Here is a 25,151-nt window from a genome sequence, read left to right on the forward strand (position 1 = left end):
AGCGGTTCGGTCATGTGCGACCGCGGAGAGCATGAGGACGGACTGCGGGAGCAGGCCGTGGACGGTGTCCTCGTCCTGGAGGTATCCGGGGAAGTCGACGTCGTCACGGCACCGCTGCTGGTCACGCGGCTCGAAGCGCTGGCCGTGGGGCCGCATCCACATGTGGTCGTGGACCTGCGCAACGTCACCTTCATGGACTGCAGTGGGCTGAGTGCCCTGTGCCGGGCACGGCGCCTCGTCACAGAACGTGACGGAAGGCTGTCGCTCGTCACGGGCGAGGGGTGGATGCCGCGACTCCTGCGGCTGGCGAACCTGGCCCACGCCTTCGACCTTCACAACGATCTCGCCGGCGCTCTGCCCCTCTCCCGGGACCCCGAGTCCGGGTGCCGCTGACGCGATGATCGGTCGGGGGGTGTGGGACGTGGTCAGGGCGATTCCTTTTCGTGTGTGCCGCGGGTTGCGGGCTGATGGGGTGCGGGGGCCGTCTTGTCGCTGCCGTGGGCGGGACCGGCCCCGGTCCGGGTCGCGGCTGGCTGATCGTCGCCGTCCGCGGTGTGGTTTCGGGTGGCGATCAGCGACCAGGCGATGGAGACGCTGATCGTGACGGTGATGACGCCGAGGGTGAGCGGGATGGGGAGCTTGCCGACAGGGGTCTCGGACAGGATGAGCTTGACGCCGGCGAAGGCCAGGAGGACCGCCAGGCCGTAGTGGAGGTAGGCGAAACGGCGCAGCAGTCCGGCGAGGCAGAAGTAGAGGCTGCGCAGGCCGAGGACGGCGAAGGCGTTGGCGGTCCACACCAGGAAGGTGCTGGTGGTGATCGCCAGGACGGCAGCGACGGAGTCGACAGCGAAGATCAGGTCGGTGGCCTCGACAGCGACCAGGACCACGAAAAGCAGCGTGGCCACGCGCTTGCCGCTGACGCGGGTGAAGAACCTGTCGCCGTGGAACGTTGGGTCGGTGGGGATCAGCTTCTTGACCAGGCGGACGATCGGGTTGCGGTCGGGGTGGACTTCCTCGTCCTTGGAGACGGCCATCTTCCAGCCGGTCCAGATCAGGAACGCGCCGAAGAGGTAGGCGGTCCAGAAGAACACCTTGAGCAGTTCGGCGCCGACGAAGATGAACACCAGCCGGGCCACGAGTGCGCCGAGGACGCCCCAGAACAGGACTTTGTGCTGGTAGTCGTCTGGGACGGCGAAGAAGGAGAAGACCAGCGCGAAGACGAAGACGTTGTCGATCGACAGGGCCTTTTCAATCAGGTAGCCGGCGTAGTAGGTGGAAGACACCTCCCCGCCCTGCCACGCCCACAGGATGAGGCCGAATCCCAGGCCGATGGCGATCCAGATGCTGCTCCAGATCGCCGCCTCTTTGAAGCCGATGACGTGGTTGTCGCGGTGGGCGATCAGGTCGACGGCGAGCATCACGCAGATGCCGCCGGTGACGGCGGCCCACGCCCACAGTGGGACGGCGAACGACAGGTCATTCATCGCGAAGCGTTTCCTCTCCAAGGGCCGGACGGCAGGTCACCCGCGGGCGGCGCGGACACGGCGAGGGCGATCACAGAGGAACCCAGGCGGCTGGGGCGATGCCGTGGACGTAGGGGCCGCCGCGCAGGGCCGCGGCCTCGATCAAGGCGTGCGCGTCGAGCCCGTGGGGCGCGCGGCGGGCGGCCACCACGTCCGGGGCCCGGTGCCGGGTCGTCAGCGCCAGCAGCTCCTTCGCCGCCGCCAGCCGCGACCCGTTGCCTGGAGGCAGGTGGAACACCTCGGGGATGTAGCCGGTGGCGTGCAGGCCGACCTTGGGCATGACCCGGGCGAGGACCGCCTGCACCGACGCGGAGGCCGGACCGAGGGAGGAACGCCCGACGTGCGGGGGCATGACGGCGATCAGCAGCAACGGCACGCGGCGGGCCAGCGCCATCCGCGCTGCGGCCCCGGCCACCGCCACATCGTCGATGCGGTCGGTCAGCACGGCCGCCACCGGCTGGACCAGTCCCGCCCGACCGGGGCGGGGAGCGCTGTCGCGTACGGGGTGGGAGCGCAGTCCGGTCATGGCACTTACCCGCCTTCCTTACCGGGAGGAATCCCCTCCAGCGTCACTCGCGAACCGGACATGCGTCAACAGTTACGCGAAAAACTTTTCGCCAATAAAGGTTCGCGCGAGGGGATGAATATGCGAACCGGACTTCGTATGATTGAGGTCATGAGCAGCTCATCGGCACGCGGCGACCAGTGGACGTTCCTGACCAATCACGCAAGGGTGCTGCTGTGGCTGGCCCGCGACCCGGAGGTCCGGCTGCGGGACGTCGCCGCCGGGATCGGGATCACCGAGCGGGCGGTGCAGATCATCGTCGCGGACCTGGAGGCGGCCGGGTATCTGACCCGGACCCGGGTCGGGCGCCGCAACCGCTACACCATCGACCCGACCGTCGCGCTGCGCCACCCGTCCGAGGCCGACCATCCCGTGGGTGACCTCCTTGGCACCTTCCTGCGCCGCGAGGAGATCCCGGACGGGCCACCCGAGGCGGAGGCGGCGACGCGGTGACACGGGAGTCGCTGCCGCCTGGGGTACGCGAGGTCCTCGCGGGCGTCGTCGACACGGTGGGTGACGGGGGCGATGCCCGGATCGACGGGCTGCTGGAGCAGCCGGTCCGTATCGGCAGCCCCGATGTCCTCTGTGAGCTGCGCGGGTAGCTTGCCCAGGGGGCGTGATCGCCGTAGAGGGCGGCGACCGGCTCCCGGGCCCGGGCCTCGCCGTTCACGTCGTGCAGCACGAAGCATCCTCCCCGGAGGCGGTCGTTCCCGGCCCTGGGCGGGGTCGTTCCTGCGTGGCTGGGGCCGGGGCGGACCGTAACGTCGTGCGTATGCGCTCCCGCGTCCCACCTCGGCGGAGGAGATGCTGACGGCCGCGTACGCCGCCCCGCTGCCCCGGGTCTCGGAGCGCGCCCGGACCATCGAGAAGTACCGCCGCGGTGGTCACGCCGGGTCGCCGGGTACAACTCGACCGTCGACATCCGCGGCATGACCAGCACCTTTCACCAGGAGCGCCTCGATGCTGCCCTCGCAAGAACCCCAGCGCCTCCCAGACTCATCGACAAATGACTTCACTGCACTGCCCACTACCGCTCGACAAAATGAGGGCCCATCGGCCCTAGCCTGGCCCCGGCGGACCCCTGGGAGTGTCTCGGCGGCCGCCCGATCGTGGAGGTGAGCCAAGGAGAGGAAACAGCGATGACGGACACGGCGCTGCGCCACCCGCGACCGGCCCATGCACTGCTGGTGGACGGCAGGACCGTGGAGATCCGGGCCGCCGGGCCGGACGACCACGACCGGGTGCAGGACCTGTACGCGCACATGTCGGCGGACAACCTGCGGCTGCGGTTCTTCTGCGTGGGCCGGCGCTCAGGGCGGCTCGCCGCCGACCGTCTTCGCGAGCCGGCCCGGCCGGGCCGGCTGACCCTGCTCGCGATTCTCGGGGATCGGCTGGTCGGTGTCGCCGAGTACGCCACCGGTCAGGACCCCGCGGCGGCCGACGTAGCGCTGGCCGTCAGCGACGACGTCCACCACACGGGCATCGGGACTCTGCTGCTGGAACACCTGGTGCACGCGGCCCGCGCCGAGGGCATCAAGGTGTTCGACGCCGATGCTCTCGCAGAAAACCACACGATGCTCAAGGTCTTCGCTGATCTGGGGCTGCGGACCGCGCGCCACTTCGACGGCCCGGACGTGCACTGCACGATCCGCCTCGACCCCGACGAGCGGTACCTGGCAGCGTGCGACGAACGGGGCCGCGGCGCCGACACGGCCAGCATGCGGCCGCTCCTGCGCCCGCGCTCGGTGGTGGTCATCGGCGCCGGCACCAAACCGTCTTCGATCGGTCGGGCAATCCTGCGCAACATGCGCCGGGGCGGCTTCACCGGCCCCCTGTACGCGGTCAACCCGCACGCCGGCGCCATTGAGAACGTCCCCGCGTACCCGACCCTGGCCGAGCTGCCGCAGGTTCCCGAGCTGGCGGTTCTCGCCGTCCCGGCCGCCGCGGTACCCGAGGTGGCACGGCAGTGCGGTGCCGCGGGGGTGCGCGCACTGGTCGTCGTCACCTCGGGACTGGACTCGGGCGAGGCCGTGGCGCTGCTGGGCGCCTGCCGCCGTCACGGCATGCGTCTGGTGGGGCCGAACTGCCTGGGCATCGCCAACACCGCAGACGACGTACGGCTGGATGCCACCTTCGCCGCGCATCGGCCGCTGCCCGGCACGGCCGGGGTCGCCGTGCAGTCGGGCGGGGTGGGCATCGCGCTGCTCGGCGGGCTGACGCGGCTCGGCATCGGCGTATCGGAATTCGTCTCGCTCGGCGACAAGTACGACGTCAGCGGCAACGACCTGCTGCAGTGGTGGGAGGGCGACGGCCGGACCGACATGGCGCTGCTGCACCTGGAGTCCTTCGGCAACCCGCGGGCCTTCTCCCGCACCGCCCGCCGGGTGGCACGCGTCATGCCCGTCCTGACCGTCGACGCGGGCCGCTCCGCGGCCGGACGGCGTGCCGCGGCCTCGCACACGGCCGCCGCCGCGACACCGACGATGACCCGGCAGGCGCTGTTCGCCCAGGCAGGCATCATCGCGACACGCACGATCGGCGAACTCCTGGAGACCGCCGCGCTCCTGCACTCCCAACCTCTGCCGGCCGGCACCCGCGTCTCCGTGGTGTCCAACGCGGGCGGCGCCGGGGTGCTGGCGGCTGACGCCTGCCAGGAGGCGGGCCTGACGGTGCCGGTACTGCCGCACTCTCTGACCCGTGAACTGCTCGATCTGCTGCCCCCAGGGGCGAGCGCGGTCAATCCCGTGGACACGACCGCCGCGGTGAGTGAAAGCGCGCTGCGTGCCTGTGTGGACCGGCTCGCCGGCCACGCCGCTGTGGACGCCGTCCTGCTGGTCCTCGTCCCCACCGCCTTGGCGGCGGCGACCGGCGACGACCCGGTACGGGCCCTCACCCGCGCCGAGCCCGCCCAACGGTCGGGGACGGTCGCCGCGGTCCTGCTCGACCAGCCCGAGGGCGTACGCCTGCTGCACACCGCCGGCGGTCGGGTGGTGCCCGCCTACAGCGATCCGCGGGCCGCGGCGCAGGCACTGGCACACGCGGCAACGCGCGCCCGCCGACTGGCCCGGCCGCAGGGCACCGTCCCCGTCCTGAAGGGCACCGACCCGGCCGCCGCGCGGGCCCTGGTGGAGGCTTTCCTCGCCGAACGCCCCGACGGGGGCTGGCTCGACCCGCGCGCCTGCGGGGAGCTGCTCGATTGTTACGGGATCTTCCGCGTGCCGCAGGCCTGGGCGGAGCACGAGCAGGCGTCCGTGGACGCCGCGGCGCGGCTCGCCGGGCCCGGCGGACGGGTGGTACTGAAGGCCCACTGGCCGGGGCTGGTCCACAAGAGCGAGCACGGGGCGGTCCTGCTCGATCTCCAGGGCGAGGAGCAGGTCCGCGCCGGATACCGCGAGCTGACCGGACGTTTCGGCGAGGTGCTGACTGGCGTGCTGGTGCAGCCGATGGCGGCCCGGGGCACCGAGTTGTTCGCGGGCGTCGTACAGGACGAGGTGTTCGGGCCGCTGGTCCTGTTCGGCCTCGGTGGCACCGCCACCGAGGTCCTGGCCGACCACGCCGCGCGCCTGGCTCCGCTCACCGACCTCGACGTCCACGACCTGATCACCGCGCCGCGGTGCGCACCGCTGCTGTTCGGTCACCGCGGCGGCGCGGCGGTCGATTTGGAAGGGCTCGAGCAACTGCTGCTGCGGCTGTCGGCGATGGCGTCCGACCTGCCGCAGCTCGCCGAGGCCGACCTCAATCCCGTGGTCGCACGTCCGGACGGCGTGGAGGCCCTCGACATCCGCGTCCGCGTGCTGCCACGGCACGCCCACGACCCGTACCTGCGCCGGTTGCGGTAACGCGGCCTCGGCGAGGAGGAGACGACGATGAAGCACCGCCAGACCGGGCACGTGATGACGGCGGACGTCGTCAGCGTCCGTGAGGGAGTCCCGTTCAAGGACGTCGTCGCATTGTTCGCACGGCACCGGATCAGCGGTCTGCCCGTGGTCGACGACGATGACAAGGTCCTCGGGGTGGTCTCCGAGACCGACCTGATGCTGCGCCAGGCATCCCGGCAGGACGGCACGAGGCGGCGTCTGCCGGCGCTGTCCCCCACCGGCCGCCGGAACGCCGCCCGCGCCCGTGCTCGGACAGCGGCGCAGCTGATGTCCAGCCCGGCTGTCACCGTCAGCGCGGGCGAATCCATCGCCGTCGCCGGCCGCACCATGGCGGAACACCGCGTCAACCGGTTGCCGGTGGTCGACGACGAGGACCGTCTCGTCGGTATCGTCACCCGCGGCGACCTGCTGCAGGTGTTCCTCCGTCCGGACCCCGACATCCGCGCCGAGATCATCGACGATGTCGTCGTCCGCACGCTGTGGCTGGCCCCGCACGCGATGGGGGTGAGCGTCCACCACGGGGTGGTCACCCTTGAGGGCCGCCTGGAGCGTCGTAGTGAGATCTCGGTCGCCGAGGGGCTGACCCGCCGGATCGACGGCGTGGTCGCCGTGGTGAACCGGCTCACCTACCGGCTCGACGACACGCACCAGCGGCCCGTCGAGCCCGCGGCCGGCGACCGGCTGCACACCTTGTGAGGAGGACGCCATGTTCGTCTACGACCACATGAACGGCTGGGGCTGGGCTCTGATGTCGCTCGGCTGGCTGGTGCTGCTGGTCCTCGTCGGCCTGGCTGTGGCGGTGCTGCTACGGCGCACCGCCGACGGCGGTCCCGGCCGGGCTGCCGACCGGCGTGACCCGAGTCCGCGGGAGCTGCTTGCGGAGCGGTACGCCCGCGGCGAGATCGACGACGAGGAGTACCGGCGCAGGCTGCAGGTACTGGAACAGGCCACCGGGCACCGGCAGGGATCGCAGTGACCGAACAAGACCGGCGGGCGCGTTCTCGTGATGGGTCACGATGTGCCGCGTCCGGTCTGCCTCCCGCGAGGTGAAGCGGTTGAAGATGACCCCCGTCGCCCCCCAGCAGTTGCCGGTTGCCGCAAGCACACGCGGCGGCGCCCCTTCGGATGTGCCCGGTCTGCCTCCGGAACAGGTGTTCACAGCGCTGGGTAGCTCGGCGCGAGGTCTCACCTCCGCACGAGCCTCCACAGACCTGGCGCACTACGGCCCCAACGAGTTGCCGGCCTCGGCCGGGCGGGGCCTGTGGCGGCGGCTGCTGTCCCAGTTCACCGATCTGTTCGCGGTCGTGCTGCTGATCGCCTCCGGTATCACGTTCCTGGCCTACGGCCTGCAGGAGCCCCGGGACGAAGGGACGCTCCAGCTCGCGTTCGCGATCGCCGCGGTGGTTCTGCTCAACGCGGTGATCGGATTCACCCAGGAGTACTCGGCCGAGCGCACCGCCGAGTCCCTTCAGGCGATGGTGCCGCGCACCTGCACCGTGCTGCGCGACGGGGAGCGGGCCGTGCTGCCGGTACGGGAACTGGTACCCGGTGATCTGCTGGTCCTCGAGGCCGGTGACGCGGTGCCCGCCGACTGCCGGCTGGTCGAGGCACGAGCGGTCGCACTGAACAACGCCGCGCTCACCGGGGAGAGCGAACCCGCACGGCGGACGGCGGACGCGGTGCCGCCCGGCCCTCTGCTTCAAGCCCGCAACTGCCTGTTCATGGGCACGGACGTGGTGGCCGGGGCCGGAAAGGCCGTGGCCTTCGCGACCGGTTCGGCGACCGAGTTCGGCCGGATCTTCAAGATGACCGCACGGGCGCCGCGTCAGCGGACCCCGTTGCAGGTGCAGGTCGCGGTGATGGCACGCCGGGTCGCTTCGGCCGCCCTGGTGATCGGCGCGCTGCTGTTCGCGATCCGGATCCCGTCGGGGCAGCCGGTGGTGGCCTCGTTCGTCTTCGCGCTCGGGGTCATGGTCGCCCTGGTTCCCGAGGGACTCCCGGCGACGCTGTCGGTGTCGCTGGCCATCGGTGTGCGGCGGATGGCCCGGCGGCACGCGCTGGTCAAAAAGCTGCTGGCGGTGGAGGCACTCGGGTCGACGACGGTGATCTGCACCGACAAGACCGGCACGCTCACCCAGGCGGAGATGACCGTGACCCGGCTGTGGGCGCGGGGGGCCTGGCATGAGGTGTCCGGCGTCGGATACGAACCTGCCGGGGCAGTGGCCGATCCCGGCCCCGTACGCGAGCTGCTGCGGGTGGCGGCTTTGTGCTGCGACGCGCGGCTGCTGCCGCCGGATGCACGGGGCGGCTGGCGTGTCCTGGGCGACACCACGGAAGGCGCTCTGCTGGTGGCGGCCGCCAAGGCCGGGGTCGACATCGCTGGAGAAGAGCAGCGGGCACCGCGCGTCATGGAGTTCCCCTTCGACTCCGACCGCAAGCTGATGACCACCGTTCACGCCCTCGCGGACGGCGACAGCGTGGTCTGTGTGAAGGGGGCGTCGCAGGAACTGCTGGCGCGCTGTACCCACGTCGACAGCGAGGGCGGCCCAGAGCCGCTGACCACTGCGACCCGGAGCACGGTGATCGAGGCCAATGACGCGATGGCAGCTCAGGGCCTGCGTGTCCTGGGGGTGGCGCGGCGTGCGCTGCCGCCCGGGCAGGTGGCCGGATCGCAGGAGGAAACCGAGGCGCACCTGGTGTTCCTGGGCCTGGCGGGCATGCAGGACCCGCCACGGCCGGAGGTCACCGACGCCGTCGCTTCCTGCCGTCGGGCGGGGATCCGCATCGTGATGGTCACCGGAGACCACCCGCTCACCGCCGAGGCGGTCGCGCGGCGGGTGGGGATCGTCCGCGATCCGGCGCCCACGGTGGTGACGGGCACGGACCTGGACGCCATGGACACGGCGGCTCTGCGCGACCTGCTGGGGCGCCCCGCCGAGCTGCTGCTGTGCCGGGTCAGCCCCGAGCACAAGATGCGAGCCGTGGCGGCACTGCAGGAGCTCGGCCAGGTGGTGGCGGTGACCGGTGACGGCGCCAACGACGCCCCGGCGCTCAAGCACGCCGACATCGGGGTGGCCATGGGGGCCGGGGGCACCGACGTGGCACGTGAGGCCGCGGAGATGGTGCTGCTGGACGACTCCTTCGCGTCGATCGCCGCGGCGGTCCGGCTCGGCCGCTCGGTCTACCGCAACATCCGCAAGTTCTTGATCTACCTGTTCAGCCACAACATCGCCGAGCTGGTCCCGATCCTGGTCGCGACGTTCGTGGGCTTCCCGCTCGTTCCGATCACCGCCGTACAGATCCTGGCGATCGACCTGGGATCGGACGTGCTGCCCGCACTCGCTCTCGGCGCCGAGCCCCCGGAACCGGACGTGATGGATCGCCCGCCGCGTCCCCGGCGCGAACCGCTGTTCTCCGCGGCCGTGGTACGACGGTTCATGTTCCTCGGCAGCATCCAGGCAGTGGGCGTGTGCGCGGTCTTCTTCTGGCACATCGGCTCCGCCGGCATCCCCTACGCGGACTTCACAACCGACAACCCTGTCTACCGGGAGGCGATCACCATGGTCCAGGCGGGCATCGTGGTCAGCCAGTTCTTCAACGCCCAGGCGGTACGCACCGACCGCGAGAGCGTCTTCCGTATCGGCCTGTGGTCCAATCCCGCGCTGATCGCCGCAGGACTGCTCGGCGTCGCCATCATGGCGGCAATCTCTTATGTGCCGTTCCTGCAGGCCGTCTTCCACACCGCGCCGCTGGACGCCGCCGACTGGGCCGTGCTCGTGGCGTTCGGGGCGCTGCTGCTGGCCGCCGAGGAACTGCGCAAGTGGTGGCTGCGGCGGTTCAGGCCGCCTGCGGCGGCTCCGCTCGCGAAAGGAGCACGACGATGAGGGTGATCATCGTGGGCTGCGGCCGCGTCGGCTCCGCACTGGCGCTCCGGCTCACCGCAGAAGACCACGACACCTGGGTCATCGACCGCCGTGCACAGGCCCGGCAGGCCCTGCCCGACGGGTTCACCGGGCACTTCCTCGAGGGCAACGGCTACAACCGTGCGGTGCTGGACGCCGCCGGGATCGCGCACGCCGACGCCCTGGTGGCCGTCACCGACCGGGACAACGGCAACATCGTCACCGCCCGCGTGGCGAGACAGACCTACCGTGTGCCGGTCGTCCTGGCCCGGATCGACGACCCGCGCAGGGCGGAGATATACCGTGGCCTGGGCATCCGCACCATCAGCAGCGTCAGCTGGACCGTCCACCGGCTGCACCGGTTGCTGTTGCACCGGCACCTCGCGCCGGAACGGGGGTTCGGCAACGGCGAGACGCTGCTGATCCGCTCCAGCCTCCCCGACTACCTCACCGGCCGGCCCCTGTCGGCGTTCGAGGTCGACGGCGAGATCCGCGTCGCGGAGGTCACCCGCGGCGGGCACTCACTCGTTCCCTCACACCACACTCTGGCCGAGCGCGGGGATGTGGTCACCTTCACCGTGGCCGCCAGCGCCCTCGGCCGTCTGCGCGGTTTCCTCGACAAGGAGCTGGGGACGTGAGAGCCATCGTCGCCGGCGCCGGACGGCTCGGCGCCCAGGTAGCCCAGGTGCTGGCTGCCGCCCGGTACGACGTCACCGTCGTCGAACGCGACGAGGCACGCGCCGCCGAACTCGGCCGGCGGCTCGCCGTCCGGATGCTGACCGGTGACGCGAGCGATCCGGACCTGCTCGAGCACGCGGGCGCGCTCAACGCCGACCTTGTCATCGCCACCACCGGGGAGGACGAGGACAACCTCGTCGTCAGCCTCCTGGCCAAGCAGCACTTCGGCGTCCCGCGGGTGGCGGCCCGTGTCAACGACGAGGACAACGCCTGGCTGTTCGACGGCAAGTGGGGGGTGGACGCCGCGGTCCCCGCCGCCACACCGCTGATCTCGCTGATCGAGGAGGCGACGGGAGCCACCGACACGGTGGCCCTGCTGCGGCTGAGCAAGGCCGGGGTCAACGTCATCGAAACCACGATCAGCGCCGCGTCCCGCGTCGCGGGCCGTTCCCTGGCCGAGGTTCCCCTACCGGATGGCACGGTGATCGCCACCGTGGTCCGCGAGGGCCGGCCGAACGTGCCGACGCCGCAGATGGTGTTGCGGCCCGGCGACGAACTCCTCGTGGTCTCTCACACAGCGACCGAACAGGAGATCCACGCGGCCGTTCAGTGAGCTGCGGAAACCCCCGCTGGACCCGTCAGGCGGCGGAAAAACCCGGCGATTCGCGCGACGGCACGTCCGTCGGATTGGACAGACCATGGCTTTCGTCCGAGGCTCCATGAGACGGCTTCCACCCCCCGTCCTTGAGGGGGCGGCTCACCGGTCCTCGCCCTCCGGTCGTGGCGCGCGCGGCCTTCGGCGTGACCTCCGCAGCGGCGGAGGCAGCGGAGGGGGAAGGAAGGTCAGCCCGGTCGGCCCCGGAGCGTCACCCGGAACGCGGTGTGTCCCGGGCGGCTGGTGAGTTCGACGGTGCCGTGGTGGGCGGTGACGATCGCGTGGACGATGGCGAGTCCGAGGCCGGTGCTGCCGGTGCTGCGTGAACGGGCCTGGTCGGCACGGACGAAGCGGGTGAAGACCTCGGGCTGGAGTTCCACGGGGATCCCGGGGCCGTTGTCGCTGACGGTGAGGCGGGCGCCGTCGGCGTCCGGGGTGAGGGCGACCGTCACTTCCGTGCCCGCGGGAGTGTGGGTGCGGGCATTGGCGAGGAGGTTGCCGAGGGCCTGCTGGAGGCGGTGGCCGTCTCCGGGCACGAGGACGGGTTCTTCGGGAAGGTCCAGGAACCAGCGGTGGCCGGGTCCCGCGGCGCGGGCGTCGTCGACGGCGTCCAGGACGAGCCGGGTCAGATCGACCTCTTCGTGCTCGAGCGGGCGTCCCGCGTCGAGACGGGCCAGCAGCAGAAGGTCGTCGACGAGGTGCGTCATGCGCTGCGACTCGGACTGGATGCGTTCGAGGGCATGGCGGATGCCGGTGGGGACCGGGCCCCGGTGGCGAAGGGCGAGTTCGGCGTGGCCGCGGATGTTCGCAACGGGGGTGCGCAGTTCGTGGCTGGCGTCGGCGGCGAAGTGCCGGAGGCGTTCCTCGCCGGCCTGGCGCCGGACCAGGGCGTCCTCCACGTGCCCGAGCATGTGGTTGAGCGCGGCGGTGACCTGGCCGACCTCGGTGTGCGGGTCGGTGTCCGGCAGGGGCCGTGGCATGGCGACCTCGCCACTGGCCAAGGGGAGGCGTGCGACAGCGGACGCGTGCTCGGTGACCCGGTGCAGGGGGCGCAGGCTGACCCGGACCCAGAGGGTCCCGGCGATGCCCGTGGCGAGGAGCGCGGCGCCGAAGACGACCGCCTCCACGGCTTCGAGGCGGTGCAGCGTCGCTTCGACGGGGTGCAGGGGAAGTCCGGTGAGCAGGATGTCGCCATCGTCGCCGCGTACCGCCGTGACGCGGTAGGCGCCGAGCGAGGCGATGCGGATGCTGTGTCCCCTTCCGTCGGCCGGGATGTCTGCCAGGGCGCGCCGGTCGTCGGCGGAGAGCGCCAGGGGACGGTCGGCCGCGTCGTCGACCACGGCGGCATGGGTGACGTCGCCGCCCAGCAGTCGGGCGCCGAAGGTCGCGTCGGCCTGCCCCCGGGTGTCGGGGCGGTTGTCCGCGTCGGGCGTCCTCTCGTGTTCCAGGCTGGCCGCGAAGCGCCCGCCGGTCGCCGTGAGCTGCTCGTCCAGTCGTCCCAGCAGGAAGCCCTTGAGCGCGAGGACGGTGGTGACGCCCACGGCGGCGCACGCCACGGCCAGCAGGACCAGGAGCCCGGCGGTGAGCTGTCCCCGCAGGGTGCGGGGAGGAAGCCGTCTCATGGTGCCTCGGACTTGAGGACGTATCCGACGCCGCGGACCGTGTGGATCATCGGGGACCGTCCGGCGTCGATCTTCTTGCGCAGATAGCTGATGTAGAGCTCGACGACATGGGCCTGGCCGCCGAAGTCGTACGCCCAGACCCGGTCGAGGATCTGGCTCTTGGACAGCACCCGGCGCGGATTGCGCATGAGGAAGCGCAGTAGTTCGAACTCGGTGCGGGACAGTTCGATCAGGGTGCCGGCACGGCGGACCTCCCGGGCTTCCTCGTCCATCGTCAGGTCGCCGACGACCAGTCTGTTCGCGTCCGTCCCCGCGGTCATCCCGGCCCTGCGGAGCAGGCCGCGCAGCCGTGCGATGACCTCCTCAAGGCTGTAAGGCTTGGTCACGTAGTCGTCGCCGCCCGCCGTGATGCCGGCGACGCGGTCCTCGACCGCGTCGCGGGCCGTCAGGAACAGCACGCACACGTGGTCGGCGTCGCGCCGCAGTTCGCGCAGGACGTGCAGGCCGTCGGCGTCGGGCAGCATCCAGTCGAGGACGACCGCGTCCGGCCGGAAGTCCCGGGCGGTCGCGAGCGCCGACGCGCCGTCGGCGGCCGTCCGCACCTGGCAGCCCTCCGCGGTCAGGGCGGCGGAAAGGACGTCTGTCACGTCCGGTTCGTCGTCGACGACCAGGACGCGCACCGGCTTCCCGTCGGGGCGGTGCAGGCCGGGAGGTGCTGTGCGGGTCTCTTCCATGGTGAGTACAGCATCCCTCGCACTGGGGCCCGGCGGCTCCCGGGAACCTCTGCGTTTCCTCTGAGTTCCCGCTGTGGTGCCCTGATCAGAGGGAACACAGAGGTTCCGTGGCGAAGCTGGGGCGCCCGACGACGATCACGCTCCGAGGAGCCCCATGGTGACCACCTCCGCCCCCGCCGTCCCCACGGGTCGTGGCCTGCACCACCGACGGCCGCGCCGCAGTACCGTCCCGGTGCTCGCGCCACTCGCGATCTGGGCGGGCGCCGCGGGGGTCCTGGCTCTGTGGTGGAGCGACACGACCTCGGTGGTCGGGCCGGCGGGGTGGCTGACCGGTGCGGGCCGCATCACCGGCCTCCTGGCCGGTTACGCCTGCGCGGTCCTGCTCGTCCTGATGGCCCGCGTCCCCCTCGTCGACCACAGCGTGGGAACCGACCGGCTCGCCCGCTGGCACGCCTGGGGCGGACGCTGCACCGTCTCGCTGGCTCTCGCCCACACGCTGCTGATCATCTGGGGCTACTCCGTCGCCTCCCACACCTCCTTCACGAGGCAGACCACGACACTCGTCCTGGACTATCCCGATCTCCTCAAGGGCACCGCCGGGTTCGTGCTGTTCGTCGCCACGGGCGCGCTCTCCGCTCGTGCCGCCCGCCGGAGGATGAGCTACGAGACCTGGCACTACCTGCACTTCGCCACCTATCTGGCGGTCTTCCTCGCCTTCGGGCACCAGCTGTCCAACGGAGCGGACTTCGTCGGCAACCGTGCCGCCCAGGCCGCCTGGTACGCCCTCTACGCCGGCGCCGCCGCCCTGGTCGCCTGGTACCGCTTCGCCGTCCCGCTCCGGCGCGGACTGCGGCACAAGCTGAGGGTCGTCGCGGTCCACCCGGAGGCACCCGGGATCGTGTCGGTCCACCTCGGCGGTGAACACCTGGACGAGCTGGGCGGAGCACCGGGACAGTTCCTGCGCTGGCGCTTCCTCACCCGCGGCCTGTGGTGGACCGCCAACCCCTACTCGCTGTCCGCCCCGGCCCACCCCCGGCACCTGCGCATCACCGTGAAGGCGGCGGGCGGGCACAGCGCCGCCCTGGCCCGGCTGGCCCCGGGCACCCGCGTGTGGGCGGAGGGCCCGTACGGCGCGTTCACCGCGGACCGGCGCACCGCACCGAAAGTGCTGCTCCTCGCGGGCGGGGTCGGCATCACCCCGCTGCGGGCCCTGTTCGAGACCCTGCCCGGCCCGGTGACCCTGGTCTACCGGGCGCGCCGGCCGGAGGACCTCGCGCTGCGCGGCGAACTCGACGCCATAGCGCACAGGCGTGGCGCCACGGTGCACTACGTGGTGGACGACCCCGCCCGTTACCACTCGCCCCTGACGGCGCAGGCGCTGTCCGCCCTGGTTCCGGGGCTGGCCGGTCACGACGTCTACCTCTGCGGACCGCCCCCCATGACGGACGCCGCCGTACGGGCCCTGCGCGAGGCGGGCGTGCCCGCCCGCCGCATCCACCACGAGTCGTTCGCGTTCTGAGGAGAACCGCATGCGCCGCGCCGTACTCACCACCACCGGGACCAGTGCCCTGATCCTCGGGATGCTCTTCCTCAAACCCCACCAGCCCTCCGTCGTGGCGGGCGGTCCCGCCCCATCCACTGCCTCGCCCCAGCCTCAGCGGTCGGAGCCGGCGTCGGCCGGCGGCCACGGCGCCGCCACCGGCACCTTCACCGGAGCCCCCGTCGCCACCCCCTACGGAACGGTGCAGGTGGCCGCCACGCTCACAGGCGGGAAGATCACCGCCGTCCGCGTGCTCCAGGCGCCCGACGAGAACGGCAGGGACCGGCAGATCGCCTCCTACGCGCTGCCCCGGCTCACACAGGAGGCGCTCGGTGCCCAGAGCGCCCGCATCGACGCCGTGTCCGGGGCGAGCTACACCAGCCAGGGGTACGTCCAGTCCCTGCAGAGCGCACTGGACCAGGCCCGTGCGTGACCCCGCCGCCGGCCTGCACCACGTCGAACACGTCATGGGCACCGTGTTCTCCTTCGACGTCCGGGACCGGGCCACGTCCGCCATCCGCCGCGCCCTCGACCGTGCCGTCCGCCATCTGCACACCGTGGACGCCGTCTTCTCCACATACCGGCCCGACAGCGCCGTCAGCAGGCTCGGCCGCGGCGAGATCGGCCTCGCCGACTGCCCGCCCGAGGTGCACGAGGTGCTGGATCTGTGCGCCCGGGCGAGCCACGACAGCGACGGCTGGTTCAGCATCACGGCGGGCGGCGCCCTCGACCCCTCGGGCCTGGTCAAGGGCTGGGCCACCGAGAACGCCTCCCGGATGCTCCACGAGGCCGGCGCACGCCACACCTGCGTCAACGGAGGCGGCGACATCCGCCTCCGGGGTAATTCGGCCCCCGGCACACCATGGCGCATCGGCGTCGCCGACCCGCTGCGCCCAGGGGTTCCGGTCGCCGTCGTGACCGCGAGCGGCGACCTGGCCGTCGCCACCTCGGGCGCCGCCGAGCGCGGCGCCCACATCGTCGACCCGTACGGTGCGGGGCCTGCCACCGAGCTGCTCTCCGTCACAGTTGTCGGCCCGGGCCTGACGATGACCGACGCCTACGCCACGGCGGCCTTCGCACGCGGCAACGGATCACGTGCCTGGCTGGAGGCACTGGACGGATACGAGGCGTTCGCCGTACTGCCCGACGGCCGCACTTGGCACACGAGGGGATTCGCCGCCCACGTCCCGTGAGCCACAGCGCCCCCCGTGCCCCGCCTCTCGGTACGGTCCGGGCGCTCTTTCACTTCGACGGGAAAATCCGCGTCTGAAGGCGCATCGCCAGGTAACCGAGTGCGGACAGGCCGCATGCGATGCCGAGGTCCGCCGCGGAGAGCGGGTCCGTACCCAGCAGTGCACGCAGCGGGGGCAGGCCGTCGTTGACGCCGTCGCCGGTCATGGCGACCACCTGTCCGGTCTGCCGCCACCGTCGAGGTGCACTGGCCGCTGGTCCCCTTCCTGGTCCGAGTGGCCCGGGTGAACGTCGTACGCCCGGTGCTGCCCCCGGCCGGCCCCGAGGGGTGGTGTCAGCCCCGCCGAGTGGTCGGCGCGGCAGCCATGAGTTCGGTCGCGCCGTCGCCGGGCGGCTCCTTCAGTACCGTCCAGGCCACTGGCCCGAGCAGGTCGGCCAGGTGCTGGAAGACGTCGAGGAAGAGGTCGTCGACGGTGAGCACCCCCACCAGTCGGTGGCCCTCCAGCACTGGCAGGCGTCGCACGCCGCAGCGCCGGAACGTTCGGTAGGCGTCGGCGATGTCATCGGTGACGTCCACCGTGGTCACCGGCGCCGACATCAGCTCCGACACCGGCGTGTCGGGGTCGGCGCCCTGTGCCAGGCAGCGCACCACCAGATCGCGGTCGGTGATGATCCCGAGCAGCCGATCGGCCTCGGTAACCAGGACGGAGCCGACGGCGGCGTCCTCCATGCGCAGCGCGGCCTGCCGGGCGGGGGTACGGGCAGACAGGGTGATGGCCGGTACGTTCATGAACTCGGCAACCTTCACTGTGTGCTCCCGGAGCCGGTGGTGAGGTCGAGGGTGACCTCGGGCGGTGCTTCCAGGGTGTTGTGGACGGTGCAGTGCCGGGCCACGGCCAGTAGTCCGGCGGTGCGCCCGGGCGGCAGTGCGGGAACCGTCACTTGCAGGGCTACGGTGCCGATGCGGACGATGGGGCCTGGCGCCTTGGTGAAGCGGGCGCTGACGCGCAACTCCTCGCCGGGCAGGTGGTGCCGGTCCAGATAGCGGCCGGCGTAATGCGCGACGCAGGAGGCGAGGGAGGCCACGAACAGTTCCACCGGCGTGGGACCTTCGTCGGTCCCCTCCGCTGTGAGCGGCTGGTCGGTGTCGATCCGGTGCCCGCGCACGACGGTCGTGTAGTGGTCGCCCTGCACCCGGTGCACCTCCAGCGGACCGTCACCCTGTCCGGCCGGTTCGTCGCGCCGTGCTACTTCCTCCTCGACGACGCGGGCCTGCGCTGTCAGCAATCCGGCCAGGCCACGTGCCTCGGCGGGCGTCAGGCTCGCCCAGCTGCGCTGATCCCCGAAGCACTCGCGCCGAAGGTCCAGGACGATCCGCCCCGAGCCGACGGGCAGCCCAGCGGGGTCGAACCGGGACACGCTGATCTCACAGCCACCCCGCGTAAGGATCGAACCCGGGCCGGTCCAAAGCCGTTCATGCAGCATCGCAGCCTCCCTCAGCCGTGCCCTCCTTCGTCCACCAGACCGCCACAGGGCCGGTCGGCAGCAGAGGGCTTTGGGCCCATTCACAGGGCCGGGTGGCCCCATGGCAGCAGGTTCGGTGCATCCGAGACTGGTGCAGGAGGACGTATCGGTCCCGCGTCGAAGGAGGCGGCCATGAACGCCAGCCGGCACCCGGCGACGGTGAGCGACGTGATGACCAGGAAGGTCGTCGCGGTCACCCTGGAAACGTCGTTCAAGGACATCGTGCGGACTCTGGAGCAGTGGAAGGTCAGCGCCCTTCCCGTGGTGGCCAAGGGCACCCGGGTCGTCGGCGTGGTCTCCGAAGCTGATCTGCTCCGCAAGGAGGAACACCGCGAGGACGACGCCCCACCGGTCGGCGCGGTCCCGGACAAAGCAGCCGCGGTCACCGCCGAGCAACTGATGACGGCCCCGGTGGTCACCGTCCGAGAGGACGCGCCTGTGGCGCAGGCGGCTCGGACGATGGCCCTGCACCGCGTGAAGCGGCTGCCCGTGGTCGACGCAGACGGCGCGCTGCAGGGCGTGGTGAGCCGGGGCGACCTGCTCAAGGTGTTCCTCCGCACCGATGAGGACATCGCCCGCGACGTGCGCGGAATCGTCATGGTCGATCTCCTCCCCGAGGCGTGGCAGTCCGTGGGCATCGACGTGGTCGACGGGATCGTGACGGTGAGCGGACTGCTTGCCGACCGGTCCCTGGTACCCGTGGTGGCACGGATGGTGCATTCCGTCGAAGGGGTCGTGGACGTGCGCTTCGACCTCACCTCGAGCCGAGTGTGACATCACCTCAGGCATCGGCTCGACAGCGGGCCGGGGCGCTGTTTCGCGACGCGGCGTGCCCATCCCGTACTCCGACATCAACCTGACGGCCTGCGACCGGGGCCGCCCCGCGCGTCAGGAGAGGTGGGGCGACCTGGTCGGACCCCGCAACGGGCCCGACCGGCCCAAGCGGCAGCCGGGCGCCGGGCACCACCCTGGCAGCAGGACACGACTCCACCCGAAGGAGGGGAAGGCCATGAAGGCGTGGGTTTTCCAGGAGCCCGGGCAGGCCCACTGGCAGGAGGTGCCGGATCCGCAGGTCAGGGACTCTGGTGACGCGATCGTCCGCGTCGACGCCGTCACCATCTGCGGCACCGACCTGCACATCCTCAAGGGAGACGTGCCCGACGTGCGCCCCGGCACCGTGCTCGGTCACGAGGCGGTCGGCGAGGTCGTCGAAACCGGTACCAGCGTCACGACGGTGCGGCCCGGGGACCGGGTTCTGATCTCCTGCATCAGCGGGTGCGGCCGATGCCGCTTCTGCCGCGAGGGCGCCTACGGGCAGTGCCTCGGGGGCGGAGGCTGGGTGCTGGGGCACCTGATCGACGGAACGCAGGCCGAGTACGTGCGCGTGCCGTTCGCCGACGTCTCCCTCCACCCGCTTCCCGCCTCGGTGAACAGCCAGGACGCGGTGCTGCTCGCCGACATCTTCCCCACGGCCTACGAGGTGGGCGTCCTCAACGGCCGCGTCCGGCCCGGCGACTGCGTCGCCGTCGTCGGCACCGGTCCCATCGGACTGGCCGCGATCGCCACGGCCCGCCTGTACTCCCCCGACCGGATCATCGCAATCGACCTGGCGGAGGCCCGTCTGGACGCGGCCAAGCGCCTGGGGGCCGAGGCGGTCGCCAACGGCGCCGAAGAGCCCGAGCGGCTTGTCCACGACCTGACCGAGGGACTCGGTGCCGACGTGGTCATCGAGGCGGTAGGGGTCCCCGAGAGCTTCGAGCTGTGCACGCGCATCGTCCGACCGGGCGGCCACCTCGCCAACGTCGGCGTCCACGGCACGCCGGCCACCCTCCACCTGGAGGACCTGTGGAACAGGAACGTGACGATCACAACGGGGCTGGTGGACACCTACTCCACCCCTACCCTGCTGCGCATGATGGCGGCCGGACGCCTTCCGGCCGCGTCCCTGGTCACCCATTCCTTCGAACTCCACGACATGGCAGAGGCCTACGACGTCTTCGGCCGGGCGGCCGACACAGCAGCGCTCAAGGTCGTGCTCGGCGCGCCGCAGCACATGACGGTGGCGCTCACCGGCTGAGCACTGAGGAAGGGACGTGACCGGTCATGACGAAGCACCCCACAACAACCGTGGCCGGGGACATCGGCCGGCGCGTCGCGATGCGCCGTGAGGAACTGGGCCTGTCCCCAGAGGACGTGGCAGCCCACGCCGGCATCGACCCGGGCTACCTGCGGTACGTGGAACAGGACTGCACCGCCGCTCCCGGCGTCGCGACGCTGCGCGGGCTGGCCATGGCGCTGGACACCAGCGTGTCCGCGCTCAGCGGCGGCGAGGCCGATCTGCCGCCCGGCCGGGGGCAGGCCGCGGGCCGCGCGGAACTGGTCGAGCTGGGAAGCGAGGAGTGCTGGAAACTGCTGTCCACACACGGGGTCGGCAGGCTCGCCCTCTCCATGCCGGACGGATTGACCGTACTGCCGGTCAACTACTGCGTCGCGGACGGCGCGATCGCCTTCCGCACCTCTCCGGCCGCCACGCCCGCGGAAGCCACCGACGGCAAGTGCGCCTTCGAGGTCGACGAGGTGGACGACGCGCTCAGCCAGGGCTGGAGCGTCCTCGTCCGCGGCATGGCGCACACCGTCACCGATCCCACGGGCGTACGGCGGCTGAACGAGCAGGCGTACACCGGGCCGTGGGCCGGTGGGGAACGCGATCTGTGGGTGCGGATCACCCCGGCGAGCGTTACGGGCCGGCGCATCGTGGTCGGCTGACAGGGCACCGATGGGAGGCCGGACATGACCGACACCGGATTCAGCCCGCACGAAGGGTTCAGCGTGCCGCGCGATGAGGTCGTCGTGGGGGTCGACGGATCCGATCCCGCCGTGCGCGCCCTGGACCGGGCGGCCGACGAGGCACACCGGCGGGACACCGTCCTGCGGATCGTGCTCGGTCTGCCGTGGCCCGATCCTGGCGAGGTCGGGTTCGGACTGGACGCCGATCGCCAGCGCCCGCCGGGCGAAGCCGCCCGGGCGATCCTGGACCTGGCCGCCAGGCGCGTGGAGGACCGACACCCGGGCTTGACCGTCGCGCTGGAGCTGTCGGCCGAACCGGCCGCATCGGCGCTGGTGCGCCTGGGCCGGAACGCCGCCCTGACCGTCGTCGGCACCCGGGGCCGCGGAGGCTTCACCGGCCTGCTCCTCGGCTCCGTCAGCCTGCGGGTCGCCGCCCACACCGCCGGCCCGCTGATGGTCGTCCGCGGTGACGACGCGGCCGCCCGGCGTGGTCTGCTGCACGACAGAGTGCTGCTCGGCCTGGAGGACGAAAGCGACGCCGAAGCAGCCCTGTTCGCCTTCGAGGAGGCCGGCCGACGCGACGCACGACTGCGGGTATTGCACACCTGGACCCACCCGCAGATCTCCATGGGCGAGTGGCCCGTTTCCCACCGCCAGGACCTGGCATCCCAGGCCCGGCAGCACAAGGAACTCGCCCGGTTCGCCGTGTCCAAGCTGACTGAGCGGTTCCCGGATGTCGCCGTGCGCGTGGACACCGCCCCAGGACACGCGGCCGCGGCCCTGGTGGAGGCGAGCCGCGCGGCGGACGTCGTGGTGGTCGGGGCCCACCGGCGGGAAGCCCGTCCACTGGGGATGCGTCTGGGCCCGGTGACGCATGCCGTGCTGCATCACGCGCACTGCCCCGTCGTTCTGGTCCCGATCGGCTGAGCGCAGGATCGAGGCAGGGCCACGTCGGCATGGCAAGCGGGTACCGGGCGGGCCCCGCAACAGGCCGGTCGGCCCCTGCTGACGGCCGTCGTCAGAGCCCAGGCTGAAGGTGAAGGGCGCCGTACGGTCGCCCGCCGAATCGACCGCCGCCACGACGGGCGGGCTCCAGCAGGGAGGGTCACGATGAGCACCGCAACCACCATCGGCCTGTTGGAGGCGCTGCCGCCGCAGGCCCGCGAACGCCTGACGCAACTGGGCCGTGAGGTGTCCTTCCCGGCCGGAGCACGCATCTTCGAAGAGGGGCAACGAGCCGACCGGTTCTGGATCATCCACACGGGGTCGGTCTCCCTGGACCTGCACGTCCCCGGTCGGCAGGCCGCTGTGCTGGAGTCTCTCGGCCACGGCGATCTGCTCGGCTGGTCGTGGCTGTTTCCCCCGTACAGCTGGCATCTGGGCGCCCAGGCGCAGAGCCCGGTACGGGCGGTGGAGTACGACGCGACGATCGTGCGCGCGCTGTGTGAGGCGGATCCAGCCTTCGGTCGGGCCGTTTCCCGCCGGGTGGCGGAGATCGTCGCCCACCGTCTGCTGCAGACCCGCACCCGTCTGCTGGACCTCTACGGGCCTGCCGGCAGCGCGACCGCCCGCTGACGCGGAACACGTGCCGTAGAGGAGGACTTCATGCATGGCAGCCCGCACATCGTGGCCGATGTGATGACCGAGGCCGTCGTCGCTGTCGGCCGGGACGCCTCGTTCAAGGAGATCGTCACAACGATGGAGCAGTGGAAGGTCAGTGCTCTGCCCGTGCTGGAGGGCGAGGGCCGCGTCGTCGGGGTGGTGTCCGAAGCCGATCTGCTGCCCAAGGAGGAGTACCGCGACGGTGCCCCAGCCCGCTATGAGCAGATGCGGCGGCTGCCGGATCTGGGCAAGGCGGGGGCCACCACCGCCGACGAGCTGATGAGCGCGCCTGCCGTGTGCGTGCACGCCGACGCCACCCTGGCTCAGGCAGCCCGGGTCATGGCCTTTCGGCATGTGAAACGGCTGCCGGTCATCGACGGCGAGGGCATGCTGCGCGGGATCGTCAGCCGGGGTGACCTGCTGAAGGTCTTCCTGCGCCCGGACGAGGAGATCGCCGAAGAGGTGAGCCGCGAGATCGTCGCCTACCTTTTCCCGGGTGAGCCTTCGCCGGTGCGGGCACGCGTCGAGGAAGGCGTGGTCCACTTCTCCGGCGCGCCAGGTGATCCCTCGCTGGTTCCGGTGGCGTCCCGGTTCGCCCGCGCGGTGGAAGGCGTCGTCGACGCCGTGTGGGACTGAACCGCCGGGCGCCGGGCGTGCCCGCCGCGCGTGCTGTCAGGCCCTTCGGTGGCCCCAGGAGGGTTCGACCTCGGCCCACTCCCTGTCCCAGGCCTGCGCACGATGGCGGTCGATGCAGACCCGGACGGCCCAGCGGCCCGCCAGGGCCAGCCCGCTCGCGCCGAGGGCGGCGAAGACACCGAACACCTGGCCCTGTATCTGAGCCTGCACCGGGGTGAGCGGGGGTTCCCGAAGCCCGTCGTCGCTGTCCACCCAGACGCCTGTGGTGGAGCCGGCCCGGGTGTTCGGGGCCACGCGGGCGCTGCCGGTGTGCTCGGATCCATCGGGGGCGGTCCACCTCACAGGGGCATGCACCTTGCCGGTGGAGCCGGTGTAGTCGTTCTCCACCGCGTCTGCGGCGTTCCCGGTCACGACAGCCGTCACCTGGTGCAATCCCTGACTTTGGTGGAGCGCGTCGTGTTCCACCGCGACAGCGGTGATGGCACCGGCCGCCGGACCGCCGACGGCGATCAGCACAGCGGCCGCCACTCCCGTCCATGCCTCCGCGACATCCGTTCCGCGTCGCAGCGGATTGCGCCTCCAGCGCCAGAGCCTCACCGAGGTACCCATGGCCGCGCCCCCTTTCCCTGCAGCGACGGTCGCACGGGGCCGGGCTGCGGACCAGGGGCCGAAGAGACCGTCCGGGTGGGCCGGGCAGGCCGTTCTGGCCGGCCTGTGGGACCGGTCGGCCCTGGTGCGGGCGCCGTAAGGGGGGACACGATCAACCAGAGGGGGTGTCGTCCTGGAACGTTGTCCAGGGCCTCGCGAGAAGGACGTGAACAGCATGGCACCGAATCCGTTTCCGGCCGCCCCCGGTGACATGGGGCGGCGAGTGGCCAAACGGCGCGACGAGCTGGGCCTGACCCGTGAGGAAGTCGCGGCCCGGGCCGGCATGGCCACCAGTTATCTGCGGTTCATCGAGGAGCAGTCCACCGCCGCTCCCGGCCCCGGGACGCTGAACACTCTCGCGGCCGTGCTCGACACGACAGTCGTGGCGCTCAACGGAGGGCAGGCGGACCTTCCGCCCGGCCGCCTCGGCCGCGCCTCGCCCCACGCACAGCTGGTGGAGCTCTCCCCCGAAGAATGCTGGGCGCACCTGGACCGTCACGGGGTGGGCCGCATCGCGGTGACCACTGCCGGCCGCGAAGCCATCCTGCCGGTCAACTACAGCGTGGTCGACCGGTCCGTCGTCTTCAGGACAGCGCCTGGCTCGGGACCTGCCGAGGTCACAGGAACGGAGGTCGTGTTCGAGGTCGACCACGTGGACGAGGCACTCAGCCAGGGCTGGAGCGTCCTGGTCCGCGGCCGGGGCCACCGGGTCGAGGCCCCAGAGGTCGTGCAAGACCTCGCAGAGCAGGTGTACAGCGGCCCGTGGCCGGGGGACGACGACCGCAGCATGTGGGTGCGGATCGACGTGGACGGGATCAGTGGGCGGCGCATCGACGTACCCTGAGGTGCCCTCCGGCGCCGATGGGTCCGTTCGGCCCTGGCGTTCGCAGGGCTTGTGGGTGACCATCGCAGAGTCATGGGACAGCAGCACAGCACACATGGGCAGGGGGCCGGGATGACCGGTGCGGGACAGTTCTCACCCCAGACGCCGATCAGGGTGTTCCTGGTCGACGACCACGAGGTGGTGCGGCGGGGCGTGCACGATCTGCTCGACGCCGAGCCGGACATCGAGGTGGTAGGCGAGGCCGGCACGGTCGATCACGCGCTGGCCCGGGGGCCTGCCCTGCGGCCGCACGTGGCGATCCTGGACGTGCGTCTCCCGGACGGTGACGGCATCGGCGTCTGCCGTGAACTGCGCTCGCGGATGCCGGAACTGGCCTGTCTGATGCTGACCTCCTTCGACGACGACGACGCGCTGCTGGACGCGATCATGGCCGGGGCCGCCGGCTACGTCCTGAAGCAGATCAAGGGCTCCGATCTGGTCTCCGCGGTCCGCACGGTGGCCTCCGGCCAGTCGATGCTCGACCCGGCGACCACCGCCCGCCTGATGAACAGCCTGCGTCAGCAGGACGAGACGCCGGAACCGCAGGACGAGACGCTGGCCGCGCTCACGCCACGCGAGCGGGAGATCCTGGAGCTCGTCGGGGAGGGGCTGACGAACCGGCAGATCGGCAAGCGGCTGTTCCTGTCGGAGAAGACGGTCAAGAACCACATCTCCCGCATGCTGGCCAAGCTCGGCGTCGAGCGCCGCATCCAGGCCGCCGTGCTCGCCACCCAGCACCAGCCCTCCGGCGGGGAGGCCGGTTCCCGCTGAGACCGTGCCACG

28 protein-coding genes are annotated in these 25,151 nt (G+C 71.6%); 20 read left to right on the forward strand and 8 right to left on the reverse strand.

What is annotated here, in order from left to right; genetic code table 11:
- Positions 1-12 precede the first annotated feature (12 nt).
- Positions 13-393: an STAS domain-containing protein gene (locus B085_RS0105025; RefSeq protein ID WP_018557469.1), complete on the forward strand. Its 381-nt coding sequence runs from the start codon at positions 13-15 to the stop codon at positions 391-393.
- 32 nt (positions 394-425) lie between these two features.
- Here the strand turns inward: B085_RS0105025 and B085_RS0105030 are convergent, their stop codons facing one another.
- A complete protein-coding gene (locus B085_RS0105030) occupies positions 426-1,484 on the reverse strand; it encodes a TerC family protein (RefSeq protein ID WP_018557470.1) in 1,059 nt (352 codons plus the stop codon).
- 70 nt (positions 1,485-1,554) lie between these two features.
- Positions 1,555-2,049, reverse strand: a complete 495-nt coding sequence (locus B085_RS0105035; RefSeq protein ID WP_018557471.1) for a hypothetical protein — start codon at positions 2,047-2,049, stop codon at positions 1,555-1,557.
- 150 nt (positions 2,050-2,199) lie between these two features.
- On the opposite strand from B085_RS0105035, the gene B085_RS0105040 reads away from it, so the two are divergent.
- The 8 genes from B085_RS0105040 to B085_RS0105075 all read left to right on the forward strand — a co-directional run bounded on the left by B085_RS0105040 (position 2,200) and on the right by B085_RS0105075 (position 11,159).
- On the forward strand, positions 2,200-2,541 hold the full coding sequence (locus B085_RS0105040) for a helix-turn-helix transcriptional regulator (RefSeq protein WP_018557472.1): 342 nt from the start codon (positions 2,200-2,202) through the stop codon (positions 2,539-2,541).
- Positions 2,538-2,690: a hypothetical protein gene (locus B085_RS49135; RefSeq protein ID WP_018557473.1), complete on the forward strand. Its 153-nt coding sequence runs from the start codon at positions 2,538-2,540 to the stop codon at positions 2,688-2,690. The genes B085_RS0105040 and B085_RS49135 overlap by 4 nt, the downstream gene beginning before the upstream one ends.
- Positions 2,691-3,227: 537 nt before the next feature.
- Complete coding sequence (locus B085_RS0105050) at positions 3,228-5,927, forward strand: bifunctional GNAT family N-acetyltransferase/acetate--CoA ligase family protein (protein WP_018557474.1); 2,700 nt, start codon at positions 3,228-3,230, stop codon at positions 5,925-5,927.
- A 27-nt stretch (positions 5,928-5,954) separates the two neighbouring features.
- The gene (locus tag B085_RS0105055) at positions 5,955-6,662 is read left to right on the forward strand and encodes a CBS domain-containing protein (RefSeq protein ID WP_018557475.1); all 708 of its coding nucleotides are present in this window, start codon (positions 5,955-5,957) and stop codon (positions 6,660-6,662) included.
- A 10-nt stretch (positions 6,663-6,672) separates the two neighbouring features.
- Positions 6,673-6,942, forward strand: a complete 270-nt coding sequence (locus B085_RS0105060; RefSeq protein ID WP_018557476.1) for an SHOCT domain-containing protein — start codon at positions 6,673-6,675, stop codon at positions 6,940-6,942.
- 85 nt (positions 6,943-7,027) lie between these two features.
- Positions 7,028-9,850: a cation-translocating P-type ATPase gene (locus tag B085_RS41295; protein ID WP_078619792.1), complete on the forward strand. Its 2,823-nt coding sequence runs from the start codon at positions 7,028-7,030 to the stop codon at positions 9,848-9,850.
- The gene (locus B085_RS0105070; protein WP_018557478.1) at positions 9,847-10,506 is read left to right on the forward strand and encodes a potassium channel family protein; all 660 of its coding nucleotides are present in this window, start codon (positions 9,847-9,849) and stop codon (positions 10,504-10,506) included. The genes B085_RS41295 and B085_RS0105070 overlap by 4 nt, the downstream gene beginning before the upstream one ends.
- Positions 10,503-11,159, forward strand: coding sequence for a potassium channel family protein (locus B085_RS0105075; protein WP_018557479.1), 657 nt, complete (start codon positions 10,503-10,505; stop codon positions 11,157-11,159). Before B085_RS0105070 ends, B085_RS0105075 begins: the two co-directional genes overlap by 4 nt.
- Positions 11,160-11,389: 230 nt before the next feature.
- Here B085_RS0105075 and B085_RS0105080 read toward each other — a convergent pair whose 3' ends face one another.
- Together B085_RS0105080 and B085_RS0105085 are read right to left on the reverse strand one after the other, a co-directional pair.
- A complete protein-coding gene (locus B085_RS0105080) occupies positions 11,390-12,823 on the reverse strand; it encodes a sensor histidine kinase (protein ID WP_018557480.1) in 1,434 nt (477 codons plus the stop codon).
- The gene (locus B085_RS0105085) at positions 12,820-13,557 is read right to left on the reverse strand and encodes a response regulator transcription factor (protein WP_018557481.1); all 738 of its coding nucleotides are present in this window, start codon (positions 13,555-13,557) and stop codon (positions 12,820-12,822) included. Before B085_RS0105085 ends, B085_RS0105080 begins: the two co-directional genes overlap by 4 nt.
- A 154-nt stretch (positions 13,558-13,711) precedes the next feature.
- On the opposite strand from B085_RS0105085, the gene B085_RS0105090 reads away from it, so the two are divergent.
- The 3 genes from B085_RS0105090 to B085_RS0105100 are packed head-to-tail and all read left to right on the forward strand — an operon-like array spanning position 13,712 to position 16,290.
- Complete coding sequence (locus B085_RS0105090) at positions 13,712-15,076, forward strand: ferric reductase-like transmembrane domain-containing protein (protein ID WP_018557482.1); 1,365 nt, start codon at positions 13,712-13,714, stop codon at positions 15,074-15,076.
- A gap of 10 nt (positions 15,077-15,086) precedes the next feature.
- A complete protein-coding gene (locus tag B085_RS0105095; RefSeq protein ID WP_018557483.1) occupies positions 15,087-15,530 on the forward strand; it encodes an FMN-binding protein in 444 nt (147 codons plus the stop codon).
- Entirely contained in the window at positions 15,523-16,290 is a 768-nt protein-coding gene (locus tag B085_RS0105100) for an FAD:protein FMN transferase (protein ID WP_018557484.1), read from the forward strand. The genes B085_RS0105095 and B085_RS0105100 overlap by 8 nt, the downstream gene beginning before the upstream one ends.
- Positions 16,291-16,339: 49 nt before the next feature.
- On the opposite strand, the gene B085_RS49140 is transcribed toward B085_RS0105100, so the two are convergent.
- The 3 genes from B085_RS49140 to B085_RS0105115 all read right to left on the reverse strand — a co-directional run bounded on the left by B085_RS49140 (position 16,340) and on the right by B085_RS0105115 (position 17,707).
- Positions 16,340-16,495, reverse strand: coding sequence for a hypothetical protein (locus tag B085_RS49140; RefSeq protein WP_018557485.1), 156 nt, complete (start codon positions 16,493-16,495; stop codon positions 16,340-16,342).
- A gap of 127 nt (positions 16,496-16,622) precedes the next feature.
- On the reverse strand, positions 16,623-17,078 hold the full coding sequence (locus tag B085_RS0105110; protein ID WP_202470439.1) for a CBS domain-containing protein: 456 nt from the start codon (positions 17,076-17,078) through the stop codon (positions 16,623-16,625).
- A gap of 14 nt (positions 17,079-17,092) precedes the next feature.
- The gene (locus B085_RS0105115) at positions 17,093-17,707 is read right to left on the reverse strand and encodes an OsmC family protein (protein ID WP_018557487.1); all 615 of its coding nucleotides are present in this window, start codon (positions 17,705-17,707) and stop codon (positions 17,093-17,095) included.
- A 237-nt stretch (positions 17,708-17,944) separates the two neighbouring features.
- On the opposite strand from B085_RS0105115, the gene B085_RS0105120 reads away from it, so the two are divergent.
- From B085_RS0105120 to B085_RS0105145, 6 genes are all read left to right on the forward strand, one after another.
- A complete protein-coding gene (locus B085_RS0105120; protein ID WP_018557488.1) occupies positions 17,945-18,586 on the forward strand; it encodes a CBS domain-containing protein in 642 nt (213 codons plus the stop codon).
- 235 nt (positions 18,587-18,821) lie between these two features.
- Positions 18,822-19,889: a zinc-dependent alcohol dehydrogenase family protein gene (locus B085_RS0105125; RefSeq protein WP_018557489.1), complete on the forward strand. Its 1,068-nt coding sequence runs from the start codon at positions 18,822-18,824 to the stop codon at positions 19,887-19,889.
- A 26-nt stretch (positions 19,890-19,915) separates the two neighbouring features.
- Positions 19,916-20,578: a helix-turn-helix domain-containing protein gene (locus tag B085_RS0105130; RefSeq protein WP_018557490.1), complete on the forward strand. Its 663-nt coding sequence runs from the start codon at positions 19,916-19,918 to the stop codon at positions 20,576-20,578.
- A 24-nt stretch (positions 20,579-20,602) separates the two neighbouring features.
- Complete coding sequence (locus B085_RS0105135; protein ID WP_018557491.1) at positions 20,603-21,526, forward strand: universal stress protein; 924 nt, start codon at positions 20,603-20,605, stop codon at positions 21,524-21,526.
- A gap of 183 nt (positions 21,527-21,709) precedes the next feature.
- Positions 21,710-22,174: a Crp/Fnr family transcriptional regulator gene (locus tag B085_RS0105140; protein ID WP_018557492.1), complete on the forward strand. Its 465-nt coding sequence runs from the start codon at positions 21,710-21,712 to the stop codon at positions 22,172-22,174.
- Positions 22,175-22,204: 30 nt separating this feature from the next.
- Positions 22,205-22,837 carry a CBS domain-containing protein gene (locus B085_RS0105145; RefSeq protein WP_018557493.1) on the forward strand — a complete coding sequence of 211 codons (633 nt, stop codon included), beginning with the start codon at positions 22,205-22,207 and terminating at the stop codon, positions 22,835-22,837.
- A gap of 36 nt (positions 22,838-22,873) precedes the next feature.
- Here B085_RS0105145 and B085_RS0105150 read toward each other — a convergent pair whose 3' ends face one another.
- Positions 22,874-23,446, reverse strand: coding sequence for a hypothetical protein (locus tag B085_RS0105150; RefSeq protein ID WP_026250695.1), 573 nt, complete (start codon positions 23,444-23,446; stop codon positions 22,874-22,876).
- 214 nt (positions 23,447-23,660) lie between these two features.
- Between B085_RS0105150 and B085_RS0105155 the strand changes: the two genes are divergently transcribed.
- Positions 23,661-24,329: a helix-turn-helix domain-containing protein gene (locus B085_RS0105155; RefSeq protein WP_026250696.1), complete on the forward strand. Its 669-nt coding sequence runs from the start codon at positions 23,661-23,663 to the stop codon at positions 24,327-24,329.
- Positions 24,330-24,440: 111 nt separating this feature from the next.
- Positions 24,441-25,139 carry a response regulator gene (locus B085_RS0105160; RefSeq protein WP_018557496.1) on the forward strand — a complete coding sequence of 233 codons (699 nt, stop codon included), beginning with the start codon at positions 24,441-24,443 and terminating at the stop codon, positions 25,137-25,139.
- Positions 25,140-25,151: the final 12 nt, after the last annotated feature.

This window comes from Streptomyces sp. BoleA5 (assembly GCF_000373665.1).
In the GTDB taxonomy this organism is placed as follows: Bacteria; Actinomycetota; Actinomycetes; order Streptomycetales; family Streptomycetaceae; genus Actinacidiphila.